General features: G+C 40.7%; 23 protein-coding genes, 1 other RNA gene and 1 pseudogene. 8 read left to right on the top strand and 17 right to left on the bottom strand.

The genetic code is table 11. The features are described from left to right. Positions 1-121 precede the first annotated feature (121 nt). The 3 genes from L6410_RS00805 to L6410_RS00795 all read left to right on the top strand — a co-directional run bounded on the left by L6410_RS00805 (position 122) and on the right by L6410_RS00795 (position 2,851). Complete coding sequence (locus tag L6410_RS00805; protein WP_024391582.1) at positions 122-724, top strand: NADPH-dependent FMN reductase; 603 nt, start codon at positions 122-124, stop codon at positions 722-724. A 15-nt stretch (positions 725-739) separates the two neighbouring features. Beyond that, positions 740-1,975 carry an NAD(P)H-dependent oxidoreductase gene (locus L6410_RS00800; RefSeq protein WP_024396694.1) on the top strand — a complete coding sequence of 412 codons (1,236 nt, stop codon included), beginning with the start codon at positions 740-742 and terminating at the stop codon, positions 1,973-1,975. Positions 1,976-2,059: 84 nt separating this feature from the next. Further along, the gene (locus tag L6410_RS00795) at positions 2,060-2,851 is read left to right on the top strand and encodes a formate/nitrite transporter family protein (RefSeq protein WP_024391580.1); all 792 of its coding nucleotides are present in this window, start codon (positions 2,060-2,062) and stop codon (positions 2,849-2,851) included. 122 nt (positions 2,852-2,973) lie between these two features. On the opposite strand, the pseudogene L6410_RS00790 reads toward L6410_RS00795, so the two are convergent. The 4 genes and pseudogenes from L6410_RS00790 to L6410_RS00775 form a co-directional block, all read right to left on the bottom strand. Next, a pseudogene (locus L6410_RS00790) lies at positions 2,974-3,462 on the bottom strand (virulence RhuM family protein); the annotation flags it as partial. Positions 3,463-3,480: 18 nt separating this feature from the next. Beyond that, the gene (locus L6410_RS00785) at positions 3,481-3,702 is read right to left on the bottom strand and encodes a hypothetical protein (protein ID WP_024391579.1); all 222 of its coding nucleotides are present in this window, start codon (positions 3,700-3,702) and stop codon (positions 3,481-3,483) included. Positions 3,703-3,870: 168 nt separating this feature from the next. Beyond that, a complete protein-coding gene (locus tag L6410_RS00780) occupies positions 3,871-4,017 on the bottom strand; it encodes a hypothetical protein (RefSeq protein ID WP_153309001.1) in 147 nt (48 codons plus the stop codon). A 94-nt stretch (positions 4,018-4,111) separates the two neighbouring features. Next, positions 4,112-4,978, bottom strand: a complete 867-nt coding sequence (locus L6410_RS00775; protein ID WP_024396695.1) for a helix-turn-helix domain-containing protein — start codon at positions 4,976-4,978, stop codon at positions 4,112-4,114. A 379-nt stretch (positions 4,979-5,357) separates the two neighbouring features. Between L6410_RS00775 and L6410_RS00770 the strand changes: the two genes are divergently transcribed. Next, positions 5,358-5,999, top strand: coding sequence for a YiiX/YebB-like N1pC/P60 family cysteine hydrolase (locus L6410_RS00770; RefSeq protein ID WP_172055049.1), 642 nt, complete (start codon positions 5,358-5,360; stop codon positions 5,997-5,999). A gap of 15 nt (positions 6,000-6,014) precedes the next feature. Beyond that, a complete protein-coding gene (locus L6410_RS00765; protein ID WP_153309178.1) occupies positions 6,015-7,154 on the top strand; it encodes a hypothetical protein in 1,140 nt (379 codons plus the stop codon). A gap of 54 nt (positions 7,155-7,208) precedes the next feature. On the opposite strand, the gene L6410_RS00760 is transcribed toward L6410_RS00765, so the two are convergent. The 3 genes from L6410_RS00760 to L6410_RS00750 form a co-directional block, all read right to left on the bottom strand. Further along, positions 7,209-8,993, bottom strand: coding sequence for an ABC transporter ATP-binding protein (locus L6410_RS00760; RefSeq protein WP_172055048.1), 1,785 nt, complete (start codon positions 8,991-8,993; stop codon positions 7,209-7,211). Between the two features lie 139 nt (positions 8,994-9,132). After that, complete coding sequence (locus L6410_RS00755; protein ID WP_172025314.1) at positions 9,133-10,842, bottom strand: ABC transporter ATP-binding protein; 1,710 nt, start codon at positions 10,840-10,842, stop codon at positions 9,133-9,135. After that, on the bottom strand, positions 10,835-11,281 hold the full coding sequence (locus L6410_RS00750) for a MarR family winged helix-turn-helix transcriptional regulator (RefSeq protein WP_024396700.1): 447 nt from the start codon (positions 11,279-11,281) through the stop codon (positions 10,835-10,837). Before L6410_RS00750 ends, L6410_RS00755 begins: the two co-directional genes overlap by 8 nt. Positions 11,282-11,752: 471 nt before the next feature. Between L6410_RS00750 and L6410_RS00745 the strand changes: the two genes are divergently transcribed. Together L6410_RS00745 and galU are read left to right on the top strand one after the other, a co-directional pair. Next, a complete protein-coding gene (locus tag L6410_RS00745) occupies positions 11,753-12,769 on the top strand; it encodes an NAD(P)H-dependent glycerol-3-phosphate dehydrogenase (protein ID WP_024396701.1) in 1,017 nt (338 codons plus the stop codon). Between the two features lie 42 nt (positions 12,770-12,811). After that, entirely contained in the window at positions 12,812-13,714 is a 903-nt protein-coding gene (gene galU / locus L6410_RS00740) for a UTP--glucose-1-phosphate uridylyltransferase GalU (RefSeq protein ID WP_237395609.1), read from the top strand. A gap of 24 nt (positions 13,715-13,738) precedes the next feature. On the opposite strand, the gene L6410_RS00735 is transcribed toward galU, so the two are convergent. From L6410_RS00735 to tadA, 9 genes are all read right to left on the bottom strand, one after another. Beyond that, complete coding sequence (locus L6410_RS00735; RefSeq protein WP_172041316.1) at positions 13,739-14,416, bottom strand: rhomboid family intramembrane serine protease; 678 nt, start codon at positions 14,414-14,416, stop codon at positions 13,739-13,741. Continuing rightward, on the bottom strand, positions 14,400-14,942 hold the full coding sequence (locus L6410_RS00730) for a 5-formyltetrahydrofolate cyclo-ligase (protein ID WP_172041315.1): 543 nt from the start codon (positions 14,940-14,942) through the stop codon (positions 14,400-14,402). Before L6410_RS00730 ends, L6410_RS00735 begins: the two co-directional genes overlap by 17 nt. A gap of 41 nt (positions 14,943-14,983) precedes the next feature. Continuing rightward, positions 14,984-16,111 carry an N-acetyldiaminopimelate deacetylase gene (locus tag L6410_RS00725; RefSeq protein ID WP_237395608.1) on the bottom strand — a complete coding sequence of 376 codons (1,128 nt, stop codon included), beginning with the start codon at positions 16,109-16,111 and terminating at the stop codon, positions 14,984-14,986. Between the two features lie 9 nt (positions 16,112-16,120). Continuing rightward, positions 16,121-16,819, bottom strand: a complete 699-nt coding sequence (dapD, locus tag L6410_RS00720) for a 2,3,4,5-tetrahydropyridine-2,6-dicarboxylate N-acetyltransferase (RefSeq protein WP_013730634.1) — start codon at positions 16,817-16,819, stop codon at positions 16,121-16,123. Between the two features lie 75 nt (positions 16,820-16,894). Next, entirely contained in the window at positions 16,895-17,635 is a 741-nt protein-coding gene (locus L6410_RS00715; RefSeq protein ID WP_237395607.1) for a metallophosphoesterase, read from the bottom strand. A gap of 65 nt (positions 17,636-17,700) precedes the next feature. Next, positions 17,701-19,050 carry a glucose-6-phosphate isomerase gene (locus tag L6410_RS00710; protein ID WP_024391565.1) on the bottom strand — a complete coding sequence of 450 codons (1,350 nt, stop codon included), beginning with the start codon at positions 19,048-19,050 and terminating at the stop codon, positions 17,701-17,703. Positions 19,051-19,131: 81 nt separating this feature from the next. Continuing rightward, positions 19,132-19,674 carry a hypothetical protein gene (locus tag L6410_RS00705; RefSeq protein ID WP_160864317.1) on the bottom strand — a complete coding sequence of 181 codons (543 nt, stop codon included), beginning with the start codon at positions 19,672-19,674 and terminating at the stop codon, positions 19,132-19,134. Between the two features lie 338 nt (positions 19,675-20,012). Beyond that, positions 20,013-20,106, bottom strand: an RNA gene (gene ffs / locus L6410_RS00700) — signal recognition particle sRNA small type. A 38-nt stretch (positions 20,107-20,144) separates the two neighbouring features. Beyond that, the gene (gene tadA, locus L6410_RS00695) at positions 20,145-20,657 is read right to left on the bottom strand and encodes a tRNA adenosine(34) deaminase TadA (protein ID WP_172041138.1); all 513 of its coding nucleotides are present in this window, start codon (positions 20,655-20,657) and stop codon (positions 20,145-20,147) included. Between the two features lie 413 nt (positions 20,658-21,070). Between tadA and L6410_RS00690 the strand changes: the two genes are divergently transcribed. Next, complete coding sequence (locus L6410_RS00690; protein ID WP_024391562.1) at positions 21,071-22,402, top strand: Nramp family divalent metal transporter; 1,332 nt, start codon at positions 21,071-21,073, stop codon at positions 22,400-22,402. Positions 22,403-22,799: 397 nt separating this feature from the next. Here L6410_RS00690 and tkt read toward each other — a convergent pair whose 3' ends face one another. Beyond that, positions 22,800-24,770 carry a transketolase gene (gene tkt, locus L6410_RS00685; RefSeq protein WP_237395606.1) on the bottom strand — a complete coding sequence of 657 codons (1,971 nt, stop codon included), beginning with the start codon at positions 24,768-24,770 and terminating at the stop codon, positions 22,800-22,802. Positions 24,771-24,946: the final 176 nt, after the last annotated feature.

Genomic DNA, 24,946 nt, shown 5'->3' with positions numbered 1-24,946 from the left:
ATTATACCAAAAGAGTTCGTGATTTTTTGAACATTTTCTGTATGGTTTAGGAAAGCGCTTGCTTTACACCCTGTAAACTGGTATGATAAGGATATTACATTTAGAAAAGAGAGAAGATGCTATGAAACTTCTAGGACTTGTCGGAACCAACTCCGCTCGCTCAACCAACCGCAAACTCTTGCAGTACATCAAACAGCATTTTGCTGACAAGGCAGATATTGAATTGGTTGAAATCAAGGACCTTCCAGTCTTCAATAAACCGGCTAATCGTGAACTGCCAGAAAGTGTTAAAGAATTAGTTGCAAAGATTGAAAGTGCTGATGGTGTCATCATCGGAACACCTGAGTATGACCACTCGATCCCCGCTGTTCTTATGAATGCACTAGCTTGGGTATCATATGGAGTCTACCCTATGCTTAACAAGCCGGTTATGATTACAGGTGCCTCATACGGGACGCTCGGTTCTTCCCGTGCTCAATTGCAACTACGCCAAATTCTCAATGCTCCTGAACTCAAAGCTACTGTTTTACCAGATGAGTTCTTACTATCTAATTCCATGAAAGCCTTTGATACAAACGGTGAGCTCATTGATTTAGAAATCAGTCAAAAACTGGATGCCATCTTTGATGACTTCCGTCTCTTTGTCAAGATGACAAGTAAACTGTCTAGCGCCAAAGAGTTACTTCAAAAAGAAGCTGAAAACTTTGACTGGGAAAACTTGTAAGAGAGGAGAACAATCATGAAATTTGTCGGAATTGTCGGGTCTAATGCAGACCAATCTTATAACCGCATGCTATTGCAATTTATTCAACGCCACTTTAAAGTAAAATTTGAATTAGAACTATTAGAAATCAAAGATGTCCCAATGTTCAATCAGGACGAAGATCAGTCTAATAGTTTTGCGATCCAATACCTTTACAACAAAATCACACGTGCTGATGGTGTCATCATTGCTACACCTGAGCACAACCACACCATCACACCTGCTCTTAAGAGTACTCTAGAGTGGCTCAGTTTCAACTTACATCCATTTGAAAATAAGCCCGTTATGATTATCGGGGCTTCTTACTACGACCAAGGAACGTCTCGTGCTCAAGTCCACTTGAGAAAAATTTTGGATGCTCCAGGTGTCAATGCCTATACACTACCAGGTAATGAATTCCTCCTTGGTAAAGCGAAAGAAGCTTTTGATGATAAAGGGAACATTATTAATGAAGGGACTGTGAAATTCTTGGAAAGCTGTCTAGACAACTTTATCAAGTATGTCGGCGTTGTATCTAAATTGAAACAACCCAAGCCAATTGCACCCGAAGATTTAGACTGTACCCAGCCAATCGCAACGACCATCATAGGTGTGGACCCAGATGACCCAGACTGGCTGGATAAGGCTTCTAAATTGGTCAACGCTGTCGAGGGAGATACGTATGTTAAATTAGATAACGGTCTTTTAACAGTTAACCAACTCAATATGTTCCTCAACGCCATGCCCTTTGAGTTAACCTTTGCTGACGATAACAACCAATTCCTCTACTATAATAATAGTCACCAAGAGCCGGAAACAATGCTTGGTAAACGGGTCCCTGAACAAGTAGGGAATCGCTTGTCAACAGTTCACGGCACTTTACCACCTGCTCGTATGAAAAATGTCGAATGGGTTGTTGGAACCTTACGTAATGGTAACCAAGAGTACGTTCGAACAATCGTCCCAGGCACACCACCTGAAATTATCAATACTCATAACTACCAAGCTATGTACTATCCTGACGGGTCCTACGCTGGCATCAATGAAATTATCTTTAATTTTAAGCCATGGTTAGATTGGTATCTTGAAACCACTGGACAACGCTTGGTGGGGGGGGCAGGAAACACTACATCTCCTGCCCATGTTGATGCAACCTCTGGCGCTTCAGATACAGGTAGTACCCATACAGCTTCCACACCGACAGATGCCAATTCTGGTGCATCTGCTCACTAACAAATAAAAACTAGTGGGAAGGGGCTCCCTTTCCACTATATTTTTTTCAATAAATTTTTGATTATTATGTCACAAGGAGGCCCCATGTCCCCATTTCAAGAAAAAATTTCGATTGCAGTTTCAAAAAAAGAATCCCTTTTTGATGAAAGTCTAAGCCGTTACGCCTTACGCTCCATGTATGCAGGAGCTTATTTGACCATGTCAACAGCTGTTGGTATTATTGGAGCTGATGTCATCTCCAGTCAATTCCCAAGTCTTTCGCGTTTTGTTTTTACCTTTATCTTTGCTATCGGACTGATTTTTGTTCTTATTTTTGGTGGCGAATTGGCTACATCTAATATGATGTATCTAACGACTGGTGCCTATTATAAGCAAATTACTTGGAAAAAAGTAACGCTGATGTTACTTTACTGCACCTTCTTCAACTTTGTAGGTGCTACCATTCTGGCTTGGCTTTTCAATCAGTCCTTCTCCTACCTTAACTTATCTGACGAAAGTTTTGTTGTCAACGCTGTCACCATCAAACTAGGAAAATCCGACTGGAGTAACTTCTTTGAGGGAATTACTGCCAATATGTTTGTGAATATGGCTATCCTTGGGTATATGCTACTCAAGGAACAATCCGCCAAATTCTTTGTTATTGTATCTGCTATTTTTATGTTTGTTTTCCTTATCAACGAACACTTAGTTGCTAATTTCGCATCATTCATGCTCTTAGCCTTCAACGCTGCTCGTACAAATGTAGATACCTTTACCATCGTGAATATTCTTCGTCAGTGGATTGTTGTTTTCTTTGGAAATTGGCTTGGAGCCGGTCTCTTTATTGGAATTGCTTATGCTTGGCTCAATCAGACTAAAACCAACCACCTTGAATAGTAAACTTAAAAACATAGCAGCCCGAATGTCGCAAATTCGGTGCTGTTTTATTTTTAAATTTATCACAATCAAATAATATTTTAGGTATATCAGATTGCAAAACATGTCCAAATGAACGGGGCTGCAAAAATATCTGTGATTTGTAACCAAATTCGTCGTTCACTAGCACGGATAGAACGAACTCATTCTAAGAGCTCACGGAAATAATCTTTTTCCAACAGGTTTTCGCCTTGCTTCAAACGCTCATCATCCATGGCAAAACCTTTAATCATGTATTCTCGAAGCACAGTTGTTGCCCACTGCCTAAACTTAGTAGCCTTTTGAGAATTGACACGATAACCGACTGAAATGATGACATCGAGATTGTAATAGCTAGTTAGATAATTTTTACCATCACTTGCAGTTGTTTCCATTTTGGAAATAACTGAATGCTCATCTAGTTCGCCTTCTTCAAAAATATTTTTCAAATGTTTGCTGATAGCTGGTACACCAACATCAAATAATCTTGCCATTTCCTTTTGACTGGCCCAAATCGTCTCGTCACCGACGATAACACTAGCCTTTTCTTGGTCATTTTCTGCTCGGTAAATTAAAAATTGTAATTCCTTCATATTTGCCTCTTTTATTATTTAGGGCTCACTCCCTACTACAGATTCATTCACATTTTTCACCACAAATGCAAAAACTGTTGTTAAGGGAAAGACATACTCATCATCAAAGCGAGCCGCACGTAGCCACAAGTCTTGGTCAACCTTGCGGAGATAAACACTGCGAGGGAAGGTGAATTCTTCTTCAAACTGAGGCGACAGCAGGCAAATGGCTCCGTCTGGTGATTTTCCTTGGGAAAGCATGGCATCTTGACTGACTTCCTATTCCAACAAGGCCAATCGAAGATAGACTCCCAGATGAGCTGGTGGTAACCGATAACCCATCTCCACGGCTCTCTCCTCTATTTGAAGAGCAGTCGCTTCCCTATCAAATCCCATGTCGGCTAGACTGACAATCTCAACTAAACACTTCTATTTCTCCACCACTTCTTGATAAGCAGGATGAGCAAGGTAAGTCTTGAAATAGTCGTTTACCAAAATTTCCTTGTCATCTAAGTAGGCAAGGATATCTTCCTTTTTCAGGGGAAACAGTTCAACCCTAGCACTCTGTCTTTTCATAGGTCTATTATGCACTAATTCATCAAAGCCTGCGATTGTCAACAAAAAAACACCTGACAAACAGGTGCTACCACTATAAACAAGCTCAATCAGTTCAAACCACTTCCGAGCCAAAAATCTCCCAATACTCCTCGACTTCTTTCTCCAAATGTTCAACCACCTCTAGCAAGTCTGCGGCTCGGAGAATAGCAATCCCCTTGTCCACCATCCCTCTATCCTGCTGAAAGATACCCATACGAACATTGGCCATGCCTACATAATCAATCCGCATACTTTCCTGAGCCATAGTGTAAACTCTCTCCATTACTGAAACACAAAGTTGATACTCCCCATTTTTCAGTAAAACGGTCGATAGATTATTGAGAAAAGCAAACTGGCTAACCTGTACATCTCTGAAGTCCTTATACTTGTCCAAGGAAAGCAAGATTTTATCTACAAAGCCTTTCAAACGAGATACAGGAATGATAGGGAGTACCAGACCTAGCTTACGAAAGTCAGCTAGATACCAGGTGCCTGACTTCTCCAATTCCTTCCAGAGTGCTTGACCCAACTGTCTGGTTCGCTCCCCATCTCCTGTTTGATAGATAGAGAGAGCTAACTGTATCTGTTGTTCTATCCGCTGAACCCGTATATCTTCTTGCTTCTTCAAATACTGATTTACTTGGTACAAAAAATCTTGACAGTTTGATTCAGAAAAAAATTGTCCTCTCAGATTTTCAAAGCGATGGATGATAGAAGAACGTTCCGAAGGCTGATAGGCATGGCAGATATAGTCAAACTCTGCAAAGGTCATATCCAACTGACGAAGAATATGGGAAAAGTGAGCAATGGTCGGGTATTCTTTGTTGTTTTCAATTTTTGATAGGGTTGTCCGTGATAGGGCATCTCCACAAACTTCCTGCTGACTAAGCCCTTTGGACTTGCGAATTTCTTTTAAGACTGTCCCAAAATCCCACTTCATTATAACCTCCCAAAACGTGAGAAATGTTTACGTTTTCATCAATCGAATTTACTATATGATATCATAATACTAAAGAAAAACAAAAAATAATATAATAAGGAGGCACTCTTATGAAAACTTGGAAAAACTATCTTATGCTTTTAACTTACGCAACCATCCTACTAACTCCTCAACTTTTAGGGGGTGGATGGATATTAATTTGGCCGATTATCAATAAATAAGCTATTACCATCTCACCACTCTGGAAAGGAGGAAAATGACTGGAAACTATATGTTGGGTGGAGGGGATGACAGTAGGTGACAAATTACAATACGTTACAAGAACCATTGTTCATTTAAATAGAATGGAGAAAAACGTATGAAAAAGAGCTATCTAACTATGATTGCATTACTTGCGACCAGTGGCTTATTATTCGTAAATCCTGTACAGGCCAATGAAACTATACCCGACTCATTCACTCAAGAGATGGTACGTGATGTAGACCTATTTACAGAAGAACAAATGGCCGAATGGAATGTCGAAGCCCCCAAACCTATTGAAGCAGATAGTAAAGAATACACACGTGCTCCTCTAGGCTCCTGGTCCACTCGTCCTGGAATCATCGTGGTCAGAGACGGTAAAGTCAGCGGTATCATCTCAGTTGGACACGCTGGCATCATGGGTGCCGGAAACCGACACACGTATATTATTGAAGCAAATCTGCTTGATGGAGTACAAGCCAAAAGAAAAAGATGGGACGATGCCAATCAGGTTTGGCAATTGAATGTTAAAAATACTTCGGCTGAGCAAGATAGCGCTGCTGCTAAATGGGCTATGGCTCAAATTGGAAAGTATTATAACACCAACTTCAATGATATTTGGAATCGTGAACGCTTCTACTGCTCTCAGTTAGTCTGGGCAGCCTATCGAGATACTAGTGGTTCGGGTGCAGACCTTAGTTCGAGCCTATACGGTGTCGCCATCCACCCATATGAACTACGGGATCATCCAAATACCCTTGTTATCTACCGCAAAAAATAATTAGGAGGTTCTCCTGTGAGAATGAAGAAAATCCTACTCAGTATCTTACCTCTCTTTCTACTCTCAGCCTGTAGCACACTAGCGACCAATGATGCTAAAGACTACGATTTTGTTATCTTCGATGACCAAAGAGCGATTACGTTTAATGATGAACAAGTCAAGTTAACAAAAATAGAGGACCGAAACCTTTTTTCAGATGGGAAGCAGCTACAAAATGTGGATTTTTTTGAAAGTCAGGGGATGATCTACGGAACAACACTACACACCTATCCTGTCGAATTCAAGCACTACCGTCTTAACAAAGAAAAACTGAAAATGGAAAAAATAGTGAAACCCAAAGGAAAAGATGCCTATCCTGCTACTTTTAATGGTAAATTTTTCTACTCTGTTGCAATATTTTCAGACCGTGTCGAGATTTACAAGTACGATACCGACTTTGAGTTGATACTACAAAAGGATTTCGGCATCGAAGAGTGGGGACAGCTGATGGTCTACGACATAATAACAAAAGAGGGTAAACTCTATCTTTCCATCTCTGGGGAAAAGTTTGAAGATTTGAAAAAATTTATGAACGACCCCGTAAATTACCATGGTGCTGTGTTCACCGAGATTTGGGAGCTTTCTGAAGATCTTGAGGTCTTACAGCGATTTGACCTACAGGGAATCGGAGACCCTAATTTATACCATAACTATCACCAGTTTATTCAAATAGGTGATACTTTCTACTTATCCGAGTCATATACTTGGACACGGGAAAAAGATACGACTGGCCAAAACATACTGCGATACAATATTAGAACAGGTGACAAGGAATTTATTCCCTTAAAAACAGTAGCTCCAACTAAATTACATTTCGATAAAGAGCGGAATGTACTACAGACCTTACACGATCAGACTCAGGTGAACCCCTACACTTGGACCTTGATTAACCTAACAACTGGTGATCAACGTATCTTGGAGTTTGATCGCGATGAATATCCTGCTGAATGGAATCCATTCTCTACTTTATACGACGGCAACTACTATTTCCTTTTTGATACAAAATTGGTTAAATACAACTACGATACCCAGGAACAGGTCGTCTATGACCTGACCGAATACGGCATTGAATCTGCCGAGGTTATCATGTTCAAGAACGATCTATCCAACGGTTAACAAAAAAGGTCTAAAACCAGCTCATCAGGTTTCAGACCTTTTTCTATAATCCCTCTATTCAAACACAAATTGGTTGTGGTAGAGTTCAGCATAGAAGCCATTGAGTTTGAGTAACTCACTATGGTTTCCTTGTTCAATGACTTGACCATCTTTTAATACAATGATTTCATCTGCGTTTAGAATGGTTTTAAGGCGGTGGGCAATGACGAAGCTGGTCCGTCCTGCGATAATGGCCTCCATAGCTTTTTGAATTTTAGCTTCAGTCACGGTATCAACGTTAGACGTTGCTTCATCCAGAATCAATACTTGTGGATCTGTCAACAATGTACGGGCAATGGAAATCAACTGTTTCTGACCTGTTGAAAATACATTTTCATCATCCGTTACATAAGTGTCATACCCTTCTGGCAAACTCATAATGAAATCATGAATATGCGTAGCACGCGCTGCAGTTTCAACCATTTCCTGTGAAATATCATCGCTACCAAATCGAATATTATCCGCAATGGTTCCCGAAAAGAGCACCGATTCCTGCAGAACAATACCGACTTTATTTCGTAAACTATCCAAATCATATTCACGAATATCACGACCGTCAAACTCTACACTACCACTATTTACATCATAAAAACGGTTAATGAGGTTCATGATTGTTGTCTTGCCTGATCCAGTTGGACCAACGACTGCTATCATTTTTCCTTTAGGAGCAGTGATTGAGACATTATTAAGAACTTTTTGACCAGGCAAATATCCAAAATCAATATTCTTAATAGCAACGCCTTCCTTCAATTCAGTAAACAACGGTGCATTTTGAGGGCGAACTTCTTCAGGCTCATCAAACATTTCTTGGACCCTGTGAGCACCAGTGAAGGCCAGCTGAAGTTCAGCCCAACTTGAAGCAATCTGCATCATTGGCTGGTAATACTGTTGAGAATATTGTACAAAGGTAACAACCAAACCTAATGCCGCAGCCGCTTCTAATGAACTATCATTGAGGACAATCGTAGAACCAACAAAAATAACAATCGCTGTATTTACCAAGCTCATCCCGTTCATAAATGGGAAGAGAATACCCCCGAATAATCTACCTTTAAAGGTTGTGCGACGAACTTCTTCATTGAGTTCTAAAAAGCCATCAATTGTTTCTTGTTGCACACCTTGGACAATAATCGCTTTTTGACCAGAAATTTTTTCATCCATGTAGGCATTTAATTTCGAAACTGCTGCTTGCTGAAGATTAGTGTATTTCCGTGCAAGACGAACAATGACTACCAAAGCAAGTAAAGCAACAGGTGTCGAAGCTACAGTCACTAAAGCCAAACGAACATCTTGACGGAACATCATAATAATCAAACCAATATATAAGGCAACGTTGGTCATCACTTGTGTCAATGATTGGTTGAAAGTGTTTTGAATATTATCCAAATCAGATGTGAAGCGTGAAAGAATATCTCCATCCTTATGTCGATCAAAGAAAGCAATCGTCAATCGTTCTAACTTGCCGAAAAGCCCTTTTCGCATACGACTTGTTGAATTCGCAATAATGCGAGTAAACAGTAAGCTATAAATTAAGTTCGCTACAACTGTCATCGCATAGGCAAGAAAGAGTTTGAACATGATGCTATTAAAATCTGAAAAATCTGCTTCAAATCCTGATTGTCCCATCTGCTTAGCAACAGCATAGCTTTGACCAATTTTTCCCATTTCTGCAATTGCATCACCAAGCAAAACTGGACTTTTGACTTGCAAATAGGTTGCTACAACAATAGCTAGAAAAATAAAGACAAAGGATACTTTATAACGTTTAAAATAAAACCAGAAAAATCTAAGTGTTTTCATAACATGATACTAAGATCGTCCAGAATGCGACCGAAAAATAGGAAACCAACGCCGCATTCCGAAACGCTAGGCGGTTTATCTTTTTTCGAAGCTTTCCGAGCGAGTTCAAATGCAATCGTACTATATAGACTGCACTTGCTTAGTTTTCCTCCTTCCCTTTCTGTGTTTCATAGATTTCGCGATAAACAGCATTATTTTCCACCAGTTCAGCATGGGTTCCTTCCCCAATCAGACGACCTTCGTCGAGTACTAGGATTTTATCTGCCTTAATGACTGATGAAATTTTCTGTGCAACAATAACCGTTGTGGTCGCTTTTAATTCATGGTTCAAAGCTTCCTGAACCAACTTCTCAGATTTCGCATCCAAAGCTGAAGTTGAATCGTCTAAAACAAGTACTTTTGGCTCCCCTATTACACCACGGGCAATCGAAATCCGTTGCTTTTGACCACCAGAAAAGTTGTTTCCACGTTCCTCGACTTCACTTTCATAGGTTTCATCTAAGCGATCGATAAATTCTTTCGCTTGTGCAATTCCCGCTGCACGTTCCAATCGAAGAATATCCGCTCTCGGAGCCCCTTGGCGCAAATTGTCCGCAATCGTTCCTGAGAAAAGAATTGCTTTTTGAAGTACAATCGAAACGGTATTGCGAAGGGTATTTTTACTCACCTCTTTCACATCGCGACCACCAATAGAGACACTACCCTCTTGTGGGTCGAAGAGTCGAGGTATCAACTGTGCCAAGGTTGATTTACCGGCACCTGTTGCACCAACAACCCCAACCATTTGTCCTGATTCAATCTCAAATGAAATATTTTTCAAGGTTGGCTCTGTATCGTGTGGATAGGTGAATGTCACATTATCAAAAACAATCTTCCCATTTAATTCTTCATCTGGCACATCTGCAAAAGTCATAGCAGGTTCAGTATTTAATACTTCTGTAATTCGTTTAATTGAAATGGCAGCACGAGATGCCTGCATTCCCATAAAGCTCGTCATAATGATTGCAAACATGATTTGCATCAGGTAACTCATGAACGAAGTAAAGCCTCCTACAGCTTCCAAGTTTGTATCTACCATACCAGAAACGAGGTAGAGAGAAGCAAAGATAGCCATATAGGAAATAAACATCATCAATGGTTGCAGAATTGAAAAACCATACCCGATAAAAATATTTAAATCAAGCAACTCATTTGAAACTTCCTTGAATTTATCGTATTGATTTTTTTCTTGGACAAATGATTTTACCACTCGAATACCACGTAAATTTTCCTTGGCAATGCTATTCATGCGATCCATTAAGGTTTGGAATTTCCCAAAACGTGGTCCCATTTGTCCCATCACAATGGCCATAATGGCTACGATCAAAATCACCATGACAATAATCATCCACCAAAGTTCTGGCAGGGTTCTTACCGCCATAATGAAAGCACCAATAAATAGCAAAGGTACTCGCATTAATATTGTGAATAGCATCATGGTCAAATTTTGAATTTGCGTGACGTCATTGGTCATGCGGACAACTAAATTTCCAGCATTAAATTCTTCAATATTTGCATATGAAAAACTTTGAATCTTCCTGAATGTATTTTCACGAATATCCGCAGAAACTCCTTGAGCAATTTTCGCAGCATTGATAGTATTAGCAAGTCCTGCAAGTAAGCCAATTCCAGCAATAACTAAAAGAATTTTCCCAACCCGAAAAATCTCATCTTGATCATTTAACAAAACTGCCGTCAAGACATCTTTGAGATAACTTGGTTGCAAAAGTGTTGTAATAACAACAATGGATGTTAGCACAACCGACGTCAATGCGTGCCACTTGTAGCGTAGAATTGCATTTTTAAACATCATTATTCTCCTTATACTGATTAATATTCTCCTTCAACTGATCAATCAGCCGAATCATTGATTGGAAATCTTCCCGAGGGATTCCCCTAAAAATTGATTCCGACATTTCTTGGTGCCAGTCCCTTAATGGTTGCAACTTCTCTTGACCCAATGGCGTCAAAACAACTTGCTTATATCGCTTATCTACCACAGATGGAATGATTTGAACAAAGCCATTTTTTTCCATACGCTTAACCAAGTTACTGGCGACAGACTTAGATATTTTCAGTTCAGTTTCAATATCCTTTACAAAAATTTCCTTATCCATATTATCACCTAAAAAGTGTAAGACATGACCCTGCGGACCAGCCAAATGCTCGACACCATAGTGTTTTGCAATCTTATCACTCAAGTATTCTAACTGGTGAAAAACATGTCGTAAGTCTGCCATATGTGACATCAAGAACCCTCCTTTTTTGTTAGCACGCTGATTATTATAGTTCTTAAGAGAACTAATGTCAAGTCTACTGCTCTCTTTTTTTCATTAATTTGAAAAAATGATCCCATAGAACTGAAAAACAGCAAAAAAAAAAGATTTATTTTTATATTTTTCCATTTCGTTTATACTAGCTTTAACAACCTTTCTCAATATCTAACTTTTATATTATGTTTAAAATAGAACTCGGTTACGTCTCTCTCTAATTCCAATTTGTTGCAATACCATTAGGCTTTCTAGAAGTAATTCGTTCTTCATTGTTCCGTACATTCCTCACTCTCTTCCACCTCATATTCCCATCCCTCCTGTTTGAAACTCTCCCAAATGAACCACTATAATTGCACATCAATTGAATGAAAGTCAGCCAATGATTTTTCTGTGAGAATATACCTACTTGTGATATAATATTAGTAATAATCTATGCAAGGAGAGGTCATGGAAAAACAAAAAATTGCCGTTCTTGGTCCTGGATCATGGGGAACAGCTCTCTCTCAAGTCTTAAACGATAATGGACATGAGGTACGTATTTGGGGAAATATTTCCGAACAAATTGATGAAATCAATGAACAACATACGAATACTCGATATTTTAAAGATATTGTTCTAGATGAAAAAATTAAGGCATACAAAGACCTATCAGAGACTCTTGACGGAGTTGATGCTGTTCTTTTTGTTGTCCCAACCAAGGTAACTCGACTGGTGGCCAAACAAGTGGCGCAAGTGCTCAAGCACAAAGTCGTTATCATGCATGCCTCTAAAGGTTTGGAACCTGATAGTCACAAACGTTTGTCTGAGGTTTTAGAAGAAGAAATTCCAGCACAACTTCGTTCCGAAATCGTAGTTGTATCAGGTCCTAGCCATGCAGAAGAAACAATCGTTCGTGATTTAACATTGATTTCTGCTGCATCAAAAGACATGGAGGCAGCCACCTACGTTCAAAACCTATTTAGTAATCGTTACTTCCGACTTTATACTAATAATGATGTCATTGGTGTAGAAACAGCAGGTGCTCTGAAAAACATTATTGCAGTTGGTGCGGGTGCCTTACATGGTTTGGGCTATGGGGACAATGCCAAGGCTGCCATTATCGCCCGTGGTTTAACTGAAATCACACGTCTTGGCGTTGCTATGGGGGCTAATCCTTTAACTTATAGTGGCCTTTCTGGTGTCGGTGATTTAATTGTTACCGGTACCTCTGTCCATTCACGTAACTGGAGAGCCGGTGACCAGCTCGGTCGTGGTGAAAAACTGGAGGACGTTGAGCGCAATATGGGGATGGTTATCGAAGGAATTTCGACAACCAAAGCTGCCTATGAATTAGCACAAGAACTAGGTGTCTATATGCCAATTACTCAAGCAATCTACAAGGTCATCTACCAAGGAGCTAATATTGAAGATGCCATTAAGGAAATCATGACTGGTGAGTTCCGCCATGAAAATGAATGGCACTAATTCTTTTAGTTGAAAATAATTGCACAAAGGAATATATGAACTATGAAAAAAGTTAGAAAAGCAGTCATCCCTGCTGCAGGATTGGGAACACGTTTCCTTCCAGCAACAAAAGCACTCGCAAAAGAAATGCTACCGATTGTGGACAAGCCAACTCTTCAATTTATCTTTGAAGAAGCCCTCAAATCTGGTATCGAAGATATCTTGGTCGTAACCAACAAATCAAAACGTTCCATCGAAGATCACTTCGACTCAAACTTTGAATTGGAATACAACCTCAAGGAAAAAGGGAAGAATGATCTTTTGAAATTGGTCGATGATGCGACTGCCATCCGACTTCATTTTATCCGCCAAAGTTATCCAAAGGGATTGGGTGATGCAGTATTACAGGCCAAGGCCTTTGTTGGAAATGAGCCTTTCGTTGTTATGTTGGGCGATGACCTCATGGATATTACCGATCCTACAGCCACTCCAATAACCAAGCAATTGATCGAGGACTACGAAGCAACACATGCTTCTACCATTGCAGTGATGCCAGTTCCACACGAAGAAGTTTCATCTTACGGTGTGATTGCACCTCACGGCGAAGGAGTAAACGGTCTTTACAGCGTGGAAACCTTTGTTGAAAAACCAAAACCAGAAGACGCACCATCTGACCTTGCCATCATTGGTCGCTACCTTTTGACACCTGAAATCTTTGATATCTTGGAAAATCAAGAACCAGGTGCCGGCAATGAAATCCAGTTGACAGATGCCATTGATACTCTGAACAAAACGCAACGTGTTTTCGCACGTGAATTTACAGGCAAACGTTATGATGTCGGAGATAAATTTGGTTTCATGAAAACATCAATTGATTACGCATTGACCCATCCACAGGTTAAAGATGATGTCAAAGATTACATCATTGAACTTGCTAAACAGTTCCACACTGAAGAAGAAAAGTAAAAAAACTAGCATCCGCTAGTTTTTTTACATGAAATAGAATATGCCCAGTAGCAAAGCAATCAAAGCCAAATAACCAATGAAACTGTAAAAAACCTGTTTCCCAGTAAATAAATTTTTCTCTGTAAGCGGCGGTAAAAAAATAACGACTAAACAACCACCGATTGCTCCTCCAATATGTCCCGCCATACTAATGGATGGGGTAAAAAGGCCTAATGCCAAGTTCAGACCTAGAAGAAGCATGTAACGCTGACCAAGAACTTGTAAATAAGGGCTACGACTAAATTTTCTCAAAAGAGCCATGGCTGCAAATAGACCAAAGAGCGAGGTCGACGCACCTGCACCAACTACATCTGGTGTAAAGAAGAGAACAAAAAGGTTCCCCATAATACCAGATAATAGATAGAGAAGAAAGAACCTCCGGGCCCCAAAAAGCCCCTCTAATTGATAACCTAAACCAAGTAAAGTAATACCATTGAATAGAAAATGCTCCCAACCAATGTGGACAAAAATAGGCGAAACCAAGCGCCACAACTGAGTCGGATCATAACGCACTACTTCCCCATACATACCACCGAATTCAAAAATCGTATAGGCTGTAGTGGTCTGCCCAAAGCGAAATATTTGTATAAATAGAAAAACAAGAGCCGTAGCTGCCAACAAGCCATTGGTCACAGGGTAGCGCTTATCAAAAAGATTCTTCAAAAATCAACAACTCCTTTACTGGGATATCAAATGTCTGGTGTTCAAAATCATATAACTGGAAAGAGCCCAAGGTCGATACCGTCTCCCCCTGATAATCTAACAAGTAGCGGTCATAAAACCCTGCCCCATAGCCAACCCGAAACCCTGCTAGATTCCAAGCCAATCCAGGGACATGAATCCAGTTAACCACAGACTTATCCACAGGTTGTGAATAAGTCCCTGGTTCCCAAACTCCAAACCTGGTTTTAACCAAATCATCAGGATTATATTCTACAAAATCCATGCGTCCTTGTGAATAGGTCTTAGGAATGAAAATACATTTTCCATCCTTTTGAGCCTGTTCAATTAAGTAACTAGTATCGAACTCATGTCCCATAGAAAGGTAGGTCCCAAGCGACTTTGAGCACTTATAGGTGTCAGAAGAAAGGAGCCTTTCTGTTAGTTGCTGACTCCATCTTGCTCGTTGACTACTCGTTAGTCCTTGCAAAGTCCCTAGCACTTCTTTCCGAATTTCTTTTTTATCCACAGAAACTCCTTTTCTTTCAGAAAAAGACTGGAAAGCCCAGTCTAGTTTGCTTTCATTTTCAAAAAATCGCTCAACTTATCCACAGCAAAGGGAAGTACTTCCTCTTTGGGACTGAGACGAGGATTGTGAAGGGGATAAGGCGTATCCACACCCAGCCAGAACATTACACCTGTAACCTTGTTGAGCAGGTAGCCAAAGTCTTCACCCGTCATGGCAGGTGGACAGTCAATCATTTCCACACCATCAACCTGTTCAAAATAGGTCATCAGTTCATCTGCCAGTTGAGGATTGTTCTCCACAGGCAGATAACCACTTGGATTGAGCTCGATGTCCAAGTCCACTCCAAAGGACAAGGCAATCCCTTCTGCTATTTCACGCACTCGTTTTTGCACCAAGAGGCTCATACTCTGGGTCAAGGCCCGAATGGTGCCATGCAAAAAGGCTGTTTCGGCAATAACGTTGTTGGTCGTGCCCGCGTGCATGGAGCCGAAGGTCACCACAGCTCCCTCGATTGGGTCGACATTTCGACTCACCACTGACTGAACCTGGGTCACAAAGTAGCTGGCTGCCACCAAGGCGTCATTGGCGGTATGGGGAAATGCTGCGTGACCACCCTTTCCTGTAAACCGTATCTTGACTTCACAGGTCCCAGCAAAGAGTGTCGCACGGTTGGTGGCCATTTGACCAACTTTGAGATCTGGTCGGACATGGAGCCCATAAAATTCATCTGGTAACCAATCACCAAAGGCCCCCGCTTCATACATGAGCATACCACCCGCTAGATTTTCCTCCGCAGGCTGAAACAAGAAGAGTAGGTTATTTTTCGGTTGCTGCTCTGCCATTTTCTCCAAAAGCCCCAAGGCAATGGTCATGTGGAAATCATGTCCACAGGCATGCATACGGTCTGGGTGGAGGGACTTGAAGTCCAGGTCCGTTTCTTCCACGATAGGCAGGCCGTCAATATCCGTCCGCCAACCAATGGTCTTTTCAGGTGCAGAACCTGTCAGATAAACCAAGATACCCGTCTCCCACGTGCGAACTTGGGCAAAAGAGCAGTCTTGAAGCAGATTTGCAATGGTCTCCATAAGAAAGGCGTGGGTCTTGAACTCCTCCATGCCCAGCTCTGGAATCTGGTGGAGGGCTCGGCGTGTCGCGATTAAATCTAGCATAGCTACCTCTTAGAGTGTCCGCAAAGCCTCTTCCAAGGCTGTTTTTTGTTGGGTTTGAGCGTCGATTTCCTTGATGATGCGGGCTGGCACACCTGCCACCACAACATTTTCAGGGACGTCTTGAGTCACAATAGCACCCGCTGCGACAACAGAGCCACTACCGATTTGCACGCCCTCGATAACAACGGCATTGGCACCGACCAAAACATTGTCGCCAACACGCACTGGCTCAGCCGAAGCTGGCTCGATGACACCTGCAAGGACCGCACCTGCACCGATGTGGCTGTTTTTACCAACCGTCGCACGACCACCTAGGATAGCACCCATGTCAATCATGGTACCTGGGCCGATTTCCGCACCGATGTTGATCACAGCACCCATCATGATAACGGCATTATCGCCAATGGTCACTTGATCGCGGATAATCGCACCTGGCTCGATACGGGCATTGATGTTCCGTTTGTCCAACAAGGGCACAGCTGAATTGCGGCCGTCTTGCTCAACCACGTAGTCTACATTTTCAGTCAAGTTTGTCAAAAGTGGCTCGACGTCTTTCCAGTCACCGAAGAGGACGTTGCCAAGTTTTGTCACTTCTGCAGGAACAGGACCAGCCAATTCCCCTTCAAAAGTTACTTTCACAGTTGTTTTTTTCACAGCATTACCGATAAAGGCAATGATTTCTTGTGCAGTCATTTTTTGTGCAGTCATAATGATTCCAATCTAAAAATAATATTTTTTCTATTATATCAAAATTTTCAGAAAATTTGGGGAAATTTTGTTTTCTCAATCACTCGTATGTTTCCTTGGATAAACAGTACCAATAATATTATCTTTTACCAGACCTGTGTCATCCAGTACAATCCCATGGAGAACTCCGCCGTAAACAGCTCCGCCATCAATCCCCATTTTACCGTCTGGGCTAGTCCAAATTTGACTAATGCGGAGATTGGTCTGATAAAGACTATACACAGGTGTATGACCAAAAACAATGGTCTTTCCGGTTGTATTTTTAGCCTCATGGAATGGCTTGCGCAACCATACCTTATCATGGTTGTTCGTTGCACGCCAATCAGACAAGGTCAGATCCACACCCGCATGAACGAAAATATAGTGCTCGGTTTCTACATGGTAAGGGCATGTTTTGACAAAGTTAATCAATTCTTCGTATTGTTCCATCACCGCATTGGCATCGACTAAGCCATCCACAGGTGTATCCAAGGGACGCCCAAGAAGAGAGTTAATGGTCGTATCTCCTCCATTCCTCCGGTAATGGTCATAGCGTTCCAAGGGATTCCGCAACCAAGCTAAAAACATACGTTCATGGTTACCTGTCAGATAGATAGCTTCCTTTTCGCGAACCAACTGCCAAACCAGTTCTAAACAGGCCTTTGAATTTTCTCCACGGTCAATCAAATCTCCCAGAAAAATTAGCTGTTGTCGCTCTTCATTCCATTTATTTAAAATATCTAGTAGGAGCTCAAACTCTCCATGGACATCACCCACTACAAAAAATTCATTTTTCATAGACTCTATTCTACCACATTTAATAAGCAAATAAAAACTGACCGTTTCCGATCAGTTTGGTTTTCTTACAAACGTGCGTTTAATTCTGCACCGAGTTCTTCAAATCCTGGTTTGCCAAGAAGAGCGAACATATTTTTCTTGTAGGCTTCTACACCTGGTTGGTCAAATGGGTTGATAGCATTGAGGTAACCAGAGATAGCAATAGCCAATTCAAAGAAGTAGAAGGTGTAACCAAGTGTGAACTCATCTTGTTGTGGAAGAGTTACAAACATGTTTGGTACGCCACCATCTGTGTGAGCAAGAAGCACACCATCCGTTGCTTTTTTGTTTACAAAGTCAACGTCTTTTCCTTGCAAGTAGCCAAGACCGTCAAGGTCTTCTTCCATTTCAGGGATAAGAATATTTTTTCTAGGTTTGTCAACACGAACAACTGTTTCAAAGATGTTGCGGTTTCCTTCTTGGATAAATTGTCCAAGTGAGTGCAAGTCTGTTGAGAAGTTTGCAGATGTTGGATTGATACCTTTTTGGTCCTTACCTTCTGACTCACCAGCCAATTGTTTCCACCACTCGCTGAAGTATTGAAGTGATGGCTCGTAGTTAGCTAAGATTTCTGTTACATAACCTTTTCTGTAAAGAATGTTACGCACTGCAGCATATTGGTATGCTTGGTTTTCAGCAATTTTATCAGATGTGAATGTCGTACGGGCAGCATTTGCACCTTCCATAAGAGCGTCAATATCTGCACCAGATGCTGCGATTGGCAAAAGTCCAACTGCTGTCAATACTGAGAAGCGTCCACCAACGTTATCTGGAACAACAAAAGTTTCCCAACCATTTGCATCTGCTTCCACTTTTACAGCACCTTTGGCTTTATCTGTTGTAGCATAGATACGGTTATTAGCTTCTTCTTGACCGTATTTTTTCACAAGCAATTCTTTAAAGACACGGAAAGCAATCGCAGGCTCTGTTGTTGTACCTGATTTAGAAATCACGTTAACAGAGAAATCTTTATCTGCCACGTAGTCAACCAAGTCAGCAAGGTAGCTTGATGAGATAGAATTTCCAGCGTAAAGGATTTGTGGCGCTTTGCGTTCTTCACGAGTTTGCAAATTAGCAAAAGAATTGCTTAAAAAGTCAATCGCTGCTTTGGCACCAAGGTATGAACCACCGATACCAATAACCACCAAAACTTCACTTTCATTTTGGATCTTAGCTGCAGCTTTCTTGATACGAGCAAATTCTTCTTTGTCATAGTTTTCTGGCAAATCCAACCAACCAATAAAGTCGCTACCAGGACCTGTACCTTGACGAAGCATTTGGTCAGCCAATGTAACCTGTGGTTGCATATAATCAACTTCTTGTGCACCAACAAATTGGCCTAAGACTTTTGAATAATCAAATGTAATATGTGTCATGTTTTTCCTCCATTTGTATACCATAATATGATAACGCTTTATCAGGTTTTTTTCAAGGAATTTATCAATTTTCATTCATTTTCATGAAATGGTTTGCGCAATTTTTGGTTTTCTTGAAAATTCTATGAAATTTTCACATTTATAATAATCTTCTAGGGTCTCTCCCGAGTGTGTTACAGTAATCCAGTAGGGAAATAGCTTAGCTAGCATATACAGTGGAATCAGAGCGATGTACCAAATAAACATAACCTCAAAGATAAAGCGTTGGTTGTTTCCTCTAGAAATATAGCGTTGGCGATATTCCTCTTTTAAAAATGGATGTGGAATGAAAATATGAAACAAGACCCCACCACGTACTATCATTGCGGCTAGCATTCTGGCTAAAAAATTCAGTGCTACTAAAACAACTTTTCCATCCTCGTAGAGACTATATGCTTTATCCACATAGATTGTTTTATAGCGCTTATCCTTTAAAGGACGCCTCGTTGATTTTCGTTCTTCCTTACTCAAATGCTGTACACTACTATTATCGTATTTAATATCAGACATTTCTAAGTCCACTACACTGCTATATTTCTTAGCAAGAGTCGTTTTCCCCATACCTGGAAAGGCAAATACAAACATAGACTTTCCTCCTTCTTTTTCAATAGAATAGCAGAGCAGTCCAAAAGTTTTCTTAATAATATTCGAAAAACAGAGCCATCTGTTATTAATTCAAACACGACATGTTATGTGACCATGAAAAAGAATTCGAACAATAAGGGACAAAGAATACTTCAAACTGCCTCCACCCTGACAGTGCCTGACTTTTATTCTTTTCGTTATGAGTTGGGTTATTGTAGCTTGGCTACTTTCGTTCGTGGTTTGATTTGACCGCCCCTATTTTGCTCCTATTTTGCTCCTATTTCTAAAAATAAGCCAAAGAAAACCCTCCGAAAGCTTGATTTCAAAGGGTTTTTAGACTATACACAAAAAGAGCACACACTCGAATTCGCTTAGGGCTGCTGGATTCCTCCCCTGACCCGCTTCACGCACGAATGTTGCTCCGTTTATTATTATAACACAATTTGACTAGAGTGCAAGTGGAGAGTCGATTAGGATTGATCCACTTTGGATTTAGTAGCCAGCTTATCAGCTTTTTGCTTCTCCCTACGTTGTCTGAAAAAAACTTGCATCATTTGGGCACACTCCTCTTCCAATATTCCCTTTTCCACCTCTACTCGATGATTCAGACGGACGTCCGCTAAAATATCATAAAGACTCCCAGCAGCACCAAACTTTTGATTGGTGGCTCCATAAATCACCCTTGGAATGCGTGCGAGACCAATAGCCCCGCTACACATGACACAGGGTTCAATTGTCACAAAAAGTGTGGTCTCAAGCAACCTCCAATTCCCCTCAACACGATTAGCCTCTTGAATCGCCATAACTTCAGCATGCATAATCGCCTGATTGAGCTCTTCACGCGCATTGTGGCCTCTACCAATAATCTGCCCTTCCTTCACAATTACGCAACCGATTGGGATTTCATCTTTTTCAAGGGATTTTCGTGCCTCTTCTAAGGCTTGTCTCATAAAATATTCTTTTTCTTCGTCTGTATAGTGCATAGGTCTATTATATCAGAAAATCCGAAACGAACTCTTTCGCTAATGGAAATTTCGAAAAAGAAATAAAGATACTTGAGAATAAGTAACCATACTTTAGCGTGATACCCTCTCCAACTTTGAAGAATCGAATTGATGGCTAAGCCAGTAACCTCATATACTCAGATAATGATTTAAGTTCTTAAAAGTGACGCAAATTATCTTCCGACTTAAAGCTACAAAATCAAATCGAACTCCTTCTCTTTTTCCCATCCAATGCAAGAAATCAATTACTCTAGGTACAATAATTTCTATTTTATTGCATATTGGATTCGTTAGCATCTGACATTTTAGGTGTGCCAAATAAATAATTTAAACATTGTTAACAAATTGATTTTTTTCTGTTATAATATCTTTCATCAGAAAGAAGTAACACTATGAAAAAAACAAAAATATCGCTTAGTGAAGTAAATCAAAGTATTGCTGTTCCAAAAAATGGTGGTTTTTTCAAGACTCTAAAGGCATTTTTAGGACCTGGAGCACTAGTAGCTGTTGGTTATATGGATCCAGGGAACTGGATTACTAGTGTTATAGGTGGTGCCAGTTATAAATACCTATTATTATCTGTTATCTTGATATCTTCTCTTATTGCCATGCAACTGCAACAAATGGCCGGAAAGTTAGGTATTGTTACTCGCCAAGATTTAGCCCAAATGACAGCAGCACATTTACCTAGTTGGCTACGCTATCTGCTGTTTATCGTCATAGAATTAGCCTTAATGGCGACTGATTTGGCTGAGGTTATTGGTTCTGGTATTGCTCTTCATTTACTCTTTGGCTGGCCATTACTATTCTCCATTCTCATTACCATACTGGATGTCTTCTTACTCTTGTCACTGATGAGATTGGGTTTTCGAAAAATAGAAGCCGTGGTAACAACGTTAATTTTAACTATTTTAGGCATTTTCATTTATCTAGTAGCATTGTCCAAACCTAGTTTTTCAGGGATTCTACACGGATACCTTCCTCATCTCTCTATATTCAACCTTCATCAAACTACTACTAATAGCCAACTAACTCTAGCTCTTGGTATCATTGGCGCTACAGTCATGCCACACAATCTCTATCTGCACTCGTCCATTTCACAGACACGGAAAGTAAATTATGAAGATAATAAGTCAATCTCTGAAGCGGTACGCTTTATGAGTTGGGATTCAAACTTACAACTAAGCCTAGCATTTTTTGTCAATTCTTTACTTCTCATTCTTGGAGCCACACTATTTTATGGACACTCTAGTGATATCAGTGCTTTTTCACAAATGTATAATGCACTCAATGACTCCTCAGTTGCAGGGAGTATTGCTAGCGGCTTCTTATCAACTTTATTTGCAGTCGCTTTATTGGCTAGTGGCCAGAATTCAACCATCACAGGAACACTGACTGGACAGATTGTCACAGAAGGCTTTCTTAACCTCAAACTCCCACAATGGAGTATCCGATTAACAACTCGACTCTTAGCCTTATTACCAGTAGTCATTGCAGCTGTATTTTACGGGGATAAAGAAGCCGTTCTAGATCAACTAATTGTCTATTCACAAGTATTCCTCTCACTTGCTCTGCCATTTTCTATCTTTCCACTTGTTTACTTTACGTCTAACCCTAAAATAATGGGAAATATGGTTAATGCCCGTTGGAACACTCTTTTCGGCTACCTTGTGGCTTTCATATTAACCTTACTCAACTTCAAACTTATCTATGACGTTCTGTAGAATATTTTATTTCCCTATTTATTTTTTAAACCAAAAGGCAACTACAATTAAAACGCTAAACACAAACGCAGGATGATATCTCTCCATTAGAATAATCATTGTGCGTTTTTTTGATTGTCATACTCAATGAAAATCAAAAGTAGCCTAGCTTCAACTATCTGGGAGATAGTCGGAGGCTAGAAAAATTGCAAACAGTGTTCGCGTCATTAAGCCGAAGATAGAACTCTATTACTACCTCATTTCAAGGTTACAGGCTGGGAGCTTTTCACTCATAAAGGCTCTTGACAACGGATTATGTTGATTTTCGAAGAGTATCAATGTTCAAAATTACATAGTATTGTCCATAACAATTGAAACGAACTTGAAAAACAGCCCCGAAAGGCTGTTTCTGACTTTATTACAATTCGCCAACCAATTTCACTACGTTTTCTACTGTGAAGCCGTAGTTGTCAATAACTGTTTGTGCTGGAGCTGAGGCACCGAACGTGTCGATACCAAGGACTTTACCATCAAGACCGACATACTTGTACCAACTTTGAGTTGCACCCATTTCAATGGCCAATCGACGACGGATGGTATTTGGAAGAATTTCTTCCTTATAAGCTGCATCTTGCGCATCAAAGAGCTCAGTAGACGGTACAGAAACCACACGAACCTTAGTGCCTGATGCTTCTAGCTCTTTGGCAGCTTTTATAGCTAAGTTCACTTCTGAACCAGATGCAAGAAGGATGGTATCAAAGCCTGATGCTTCATAGACAACGTAAGCACCTTTTGAAACCTTGTCAAAGGCTGTTCCTTCTTCAACTGTCAAGTTTTGACGAGTGAGAACAAGGGCTGATGGTGTTGATTTGCTGGTCAATGACAAGTACCAAGCTGCCTGTGTTTCACGCGCATCTGCTGGGCGGAAGACATTGAGGTTTGGCATGGCACGAAGTCCTGCCAAGTGCTCGATTGGCTCGTGAGTTGGGCCATCTTCACCGACTGCAATTGAATCATGCGTAAAGACATAAGTCACAGGAAGACCTTGAAGGGCTGACAAACGAACTGCTGCCTTCACATAGTCTGAGAAGACGAAGAAGGTACCACCGAAAACGCGAAGTCCACCGTGTGCTGCCATACCATTCAAGATAGTACCCATAGCAAATTCACGCACACCGAATTGGATATTGCGATTCAGAGGATTAGCAGAGTCTTGAAGTCCTTCCCCCTTAATGACAGTCATATTTGAATGTGCCAAGTCAGCTGAGCCACCAAAGAAATTTGGTAATACAGCCGCTGCTGCATTTATCGCATCTTGTGATGAGTTACGAGTTGCTTGTGAGAAACCATTTTCATAGACAGGGAAATCAGCTTCTGTCAACTCAGCCAATTCACGACCTTCCAAGATAGCTGTTACTTCTGCAGCCAATTCTGGATGTGCTACTTTGTAGTCTTCCACCAATTTCACCCAAGCATCATACGCAGCTGCTCCACGGTCAGCTACATTAGCTTTGAAGTCTGCATAGACTTCAGCTGGAATTTCAAACGGAGCATAGTTCCAATCAAGCGCCTTACGAGTTGCTTCTGCCTCTTCTGGACCAAGAGGAGCACCGTGAGCCGCATTGCTTCCAGCTTTATTTGGTGAACCATAACCAATAACTGTCTTGATTTCGATAAGTGATGGTTTACCAGCAGCTTTTGCTTTTTTAATAGCCGCAAAGATGGCATCTACATCTGTACCATCTGTTACGAGGTCTGTATGCCAACCATATGCATCGTAACGTGCACGTACACTTTCTGTAAAGGCATCTTTCGTTTCACCATCCAAGTTGATGTCATTTGAATCATAGAGAACGATGAGTTTTTCTAATTTTTGAAGTCCTGCATAAGAAGCAGCCTCTGAGGAAACACCTTCCATCAAGTCCCCATCACCGCAAATCACATAAGTATAGTGATCAAAGATTGGGAAGCCATCGCGGTTGTACTTAGCTGCAAGGAAACGCTCTGCTTGCGCAAAACCTGTCGCAGTTGAAATCCCTTGTCCAAGAGGGCCTGTAGTCGCATCTACACCTGTTGTATGACCAAATTCTGGGTGACCAGGTGTTTTTGAACCCCATTGACGGAAATTCTTTATTTCATCCATTGTGACATCTTCAAATCCTGACAAATGAAGGAGGCCATAAAGAAGCATGGAGCCATGGCCGGCTGATAAGATGAAACGATCACGGTTAATCCAATTCGGTTGGGATGGATTTACACGAAGTTCTTTAGTAAAGAGGCTATAAGCCATTGGGGCTGCACCCATAACGATGCCAGGGTGACCTGATTTCGATTTCTCAATGGCATCAATACCAAGGAAACGAATCGCATTGACTGAAAGATTTGACATGTTTTTCTCCTTTTATAAAGTCATGTTTTCATTATACCATAAAGCGTTTTCTATGTCTGTCAGAATATTCTTGTTTCTATATAACGAAATTTTTTTGAGAGAAGGGGAATCAATAAATGTATGAAACAAATTACAATTTTTGAAATCTAAGTAAATTCTTCATTAAAAAAACGCAT

Origin of the sequence: Streptococcus parasuis (assembly GCF_021654455.1) — a bacterium.
GTDB classification, from domain to species: Bacteria; Bacillota; Bacilli; order Lactobacillales; family Streptococcaceae; genus Streptococcus; species Streptococcus parasuis.
Note: the sequence above shows the minus strand (reverse complement) of the source record. Positions and strands in the feature narration are given on the sequence as shown.

What these genes read in the sequence shown, in the direction of transcription:
- L6410_RS00805 (WP_024391582.1), top strand. Translation starts at nt 122, where the DNA reads ATGAAACTTCTAGGACTTGTCGGAACCAACTCCGCTCGCTCAACCAAC.
- L6410_RS00800 (WP_024396694.1), top strand. Translation starts at nt 740, where the DNA reads ATGAAATTTGTCGGAATTGTCGGGTCTAATGCAGACCAATCTTATAAC.
- L6410_RS00795 (WP_024391580.1), top strand. Translation starts at nt 2,060, where the DNA reads ATGTCCCCATTTCAAGAAAAAATTTCGATTGCAGTTTCAAAAAAAGAA.
- L6410_RS00785 (WP_024391579.1), bottom strand. Translation starts at nt 3,702, where the DNA reads ATGCTTTCCCAAGGAAAATCACCAGACGGAGCCATTTGCCTGCTGTCG.
- L6410_RS00780 (WP_153309001.1), bottom strand. Translation starts at nt 4,017, where the DNA reads ATGAAAAGACAGAGTGCTAGGGTTGAACTGTTTCCCCTGAAAAAGGAA.
- L6410_RS00775 (WP_024396695.1), bottom strand. Translation starts at nt 4,978, where the DNA reads ATGAAGTGGGATTTTGGGACAGTCTTAAAAGAAATTCGCAAGTCCAAA.
- L6410_RS00770 (WP_172055049.1), top strand. Translation starts at nt 5,358, where the DNA reads ATGATTGCATTACTTGCGACCAGTGGCTTATTATTCGTAAATCCTGTA.
- L6410_RS00760 (WP_172055048.1), bottom strand. Translation starts at nt 8,993, where the DNA reads ATGAAAACACTTAGATTTTTCTGGTTTTATTTTAAACGTTATAAAGTA.
- L6410_RS00755 (WP_172025314.1), bottom strand. Translation starts at nt 10,842, where the DNA reads ATGTTTAAAAATGCAATTCTACGCTACAAGTGGCACGCATTGACGTCG.
- L6410_RS00750 (WP_024396700.1), bottom strand. Translation starts at nt 11,281, where the DNA reads ATGTCACATATGGCAGACTTACGACATGTTTTTCACCAGTTAGAATAC.
- L6410_RS00745 (WP_024396701.1), top strand. Translation starts at nt 11,753, where the DNA reads ATGGAAAAACAAAAAATTGCCGTTCTTGGTCCTGGATCATGGGGAACA.
- galU (WP_237395609.1), top strand. Translation starts at nt 12,812, where the DNA reads ATGAAAAAAGTTAGAAAAGCAGTCATCCCTGCTGCAGGATTGGGAACA.
- L6410_RS00725 (WP_237395608.1), bottom strand. Translation starts at nt 16,111, where the DNA reads ATGCTAGATTTAATCGCGACACGCCGAGCCCTCCACCAGATTCCAGAG.
- dapD (WP_013730634.1), bottom strand. Translation starts at nt 16,819, where the DNA reads ATGACTGCACAAAAAATGACTGCACAAGAAATCATTGCCTTTATCGGT.
- L6410_RS00715 (WP_237395607.1), bottom strand. Translation starts at nt 17,635, where the DNA reads ATGAAAAATGAATTTTTTGTAGTGGGTGATGTCCATGGAGAGTTTGAG.
- L6410_RS00710 (WP_024391565.1), bottom strand. Translation starts at nt 19,050, where the DNA reads ATGACACATATTACATTTGATTATTCAAAAGTCTTAGGCCAATTTGTT.
- L6410_RS00705 (WP_160864317.1), bottom strand. Translation starts at nt 19,674, where the DNA reads ATGTTTGTATTTGCCTTTCCAGGTATGGGGAAAACGACTCTTGCTAAG.
- tadA (WP_172041138.1), bottom strand. Translation starts at nt 20,657, where the DNA reads ATGCACTATACAGACGAAGAAAAAGAATATTTTATGAGACAAGCCTTA.
- L6410_RS00690 (WP_024391562.1), top strand. Translation starts at nt 21,071, where the DNA reads ATGAAAAAAACAAAAATATCGCTTAGTGAAGTAAATCAAAGTATTGCT.
- tkt (WP_237395606.1), bottom strand. Translation starts at nt 24,770, where the DNA reads ATGTCAAATCTTTCAGTCAATGCGATTCGTTTCCTTGGTATTGATGCC.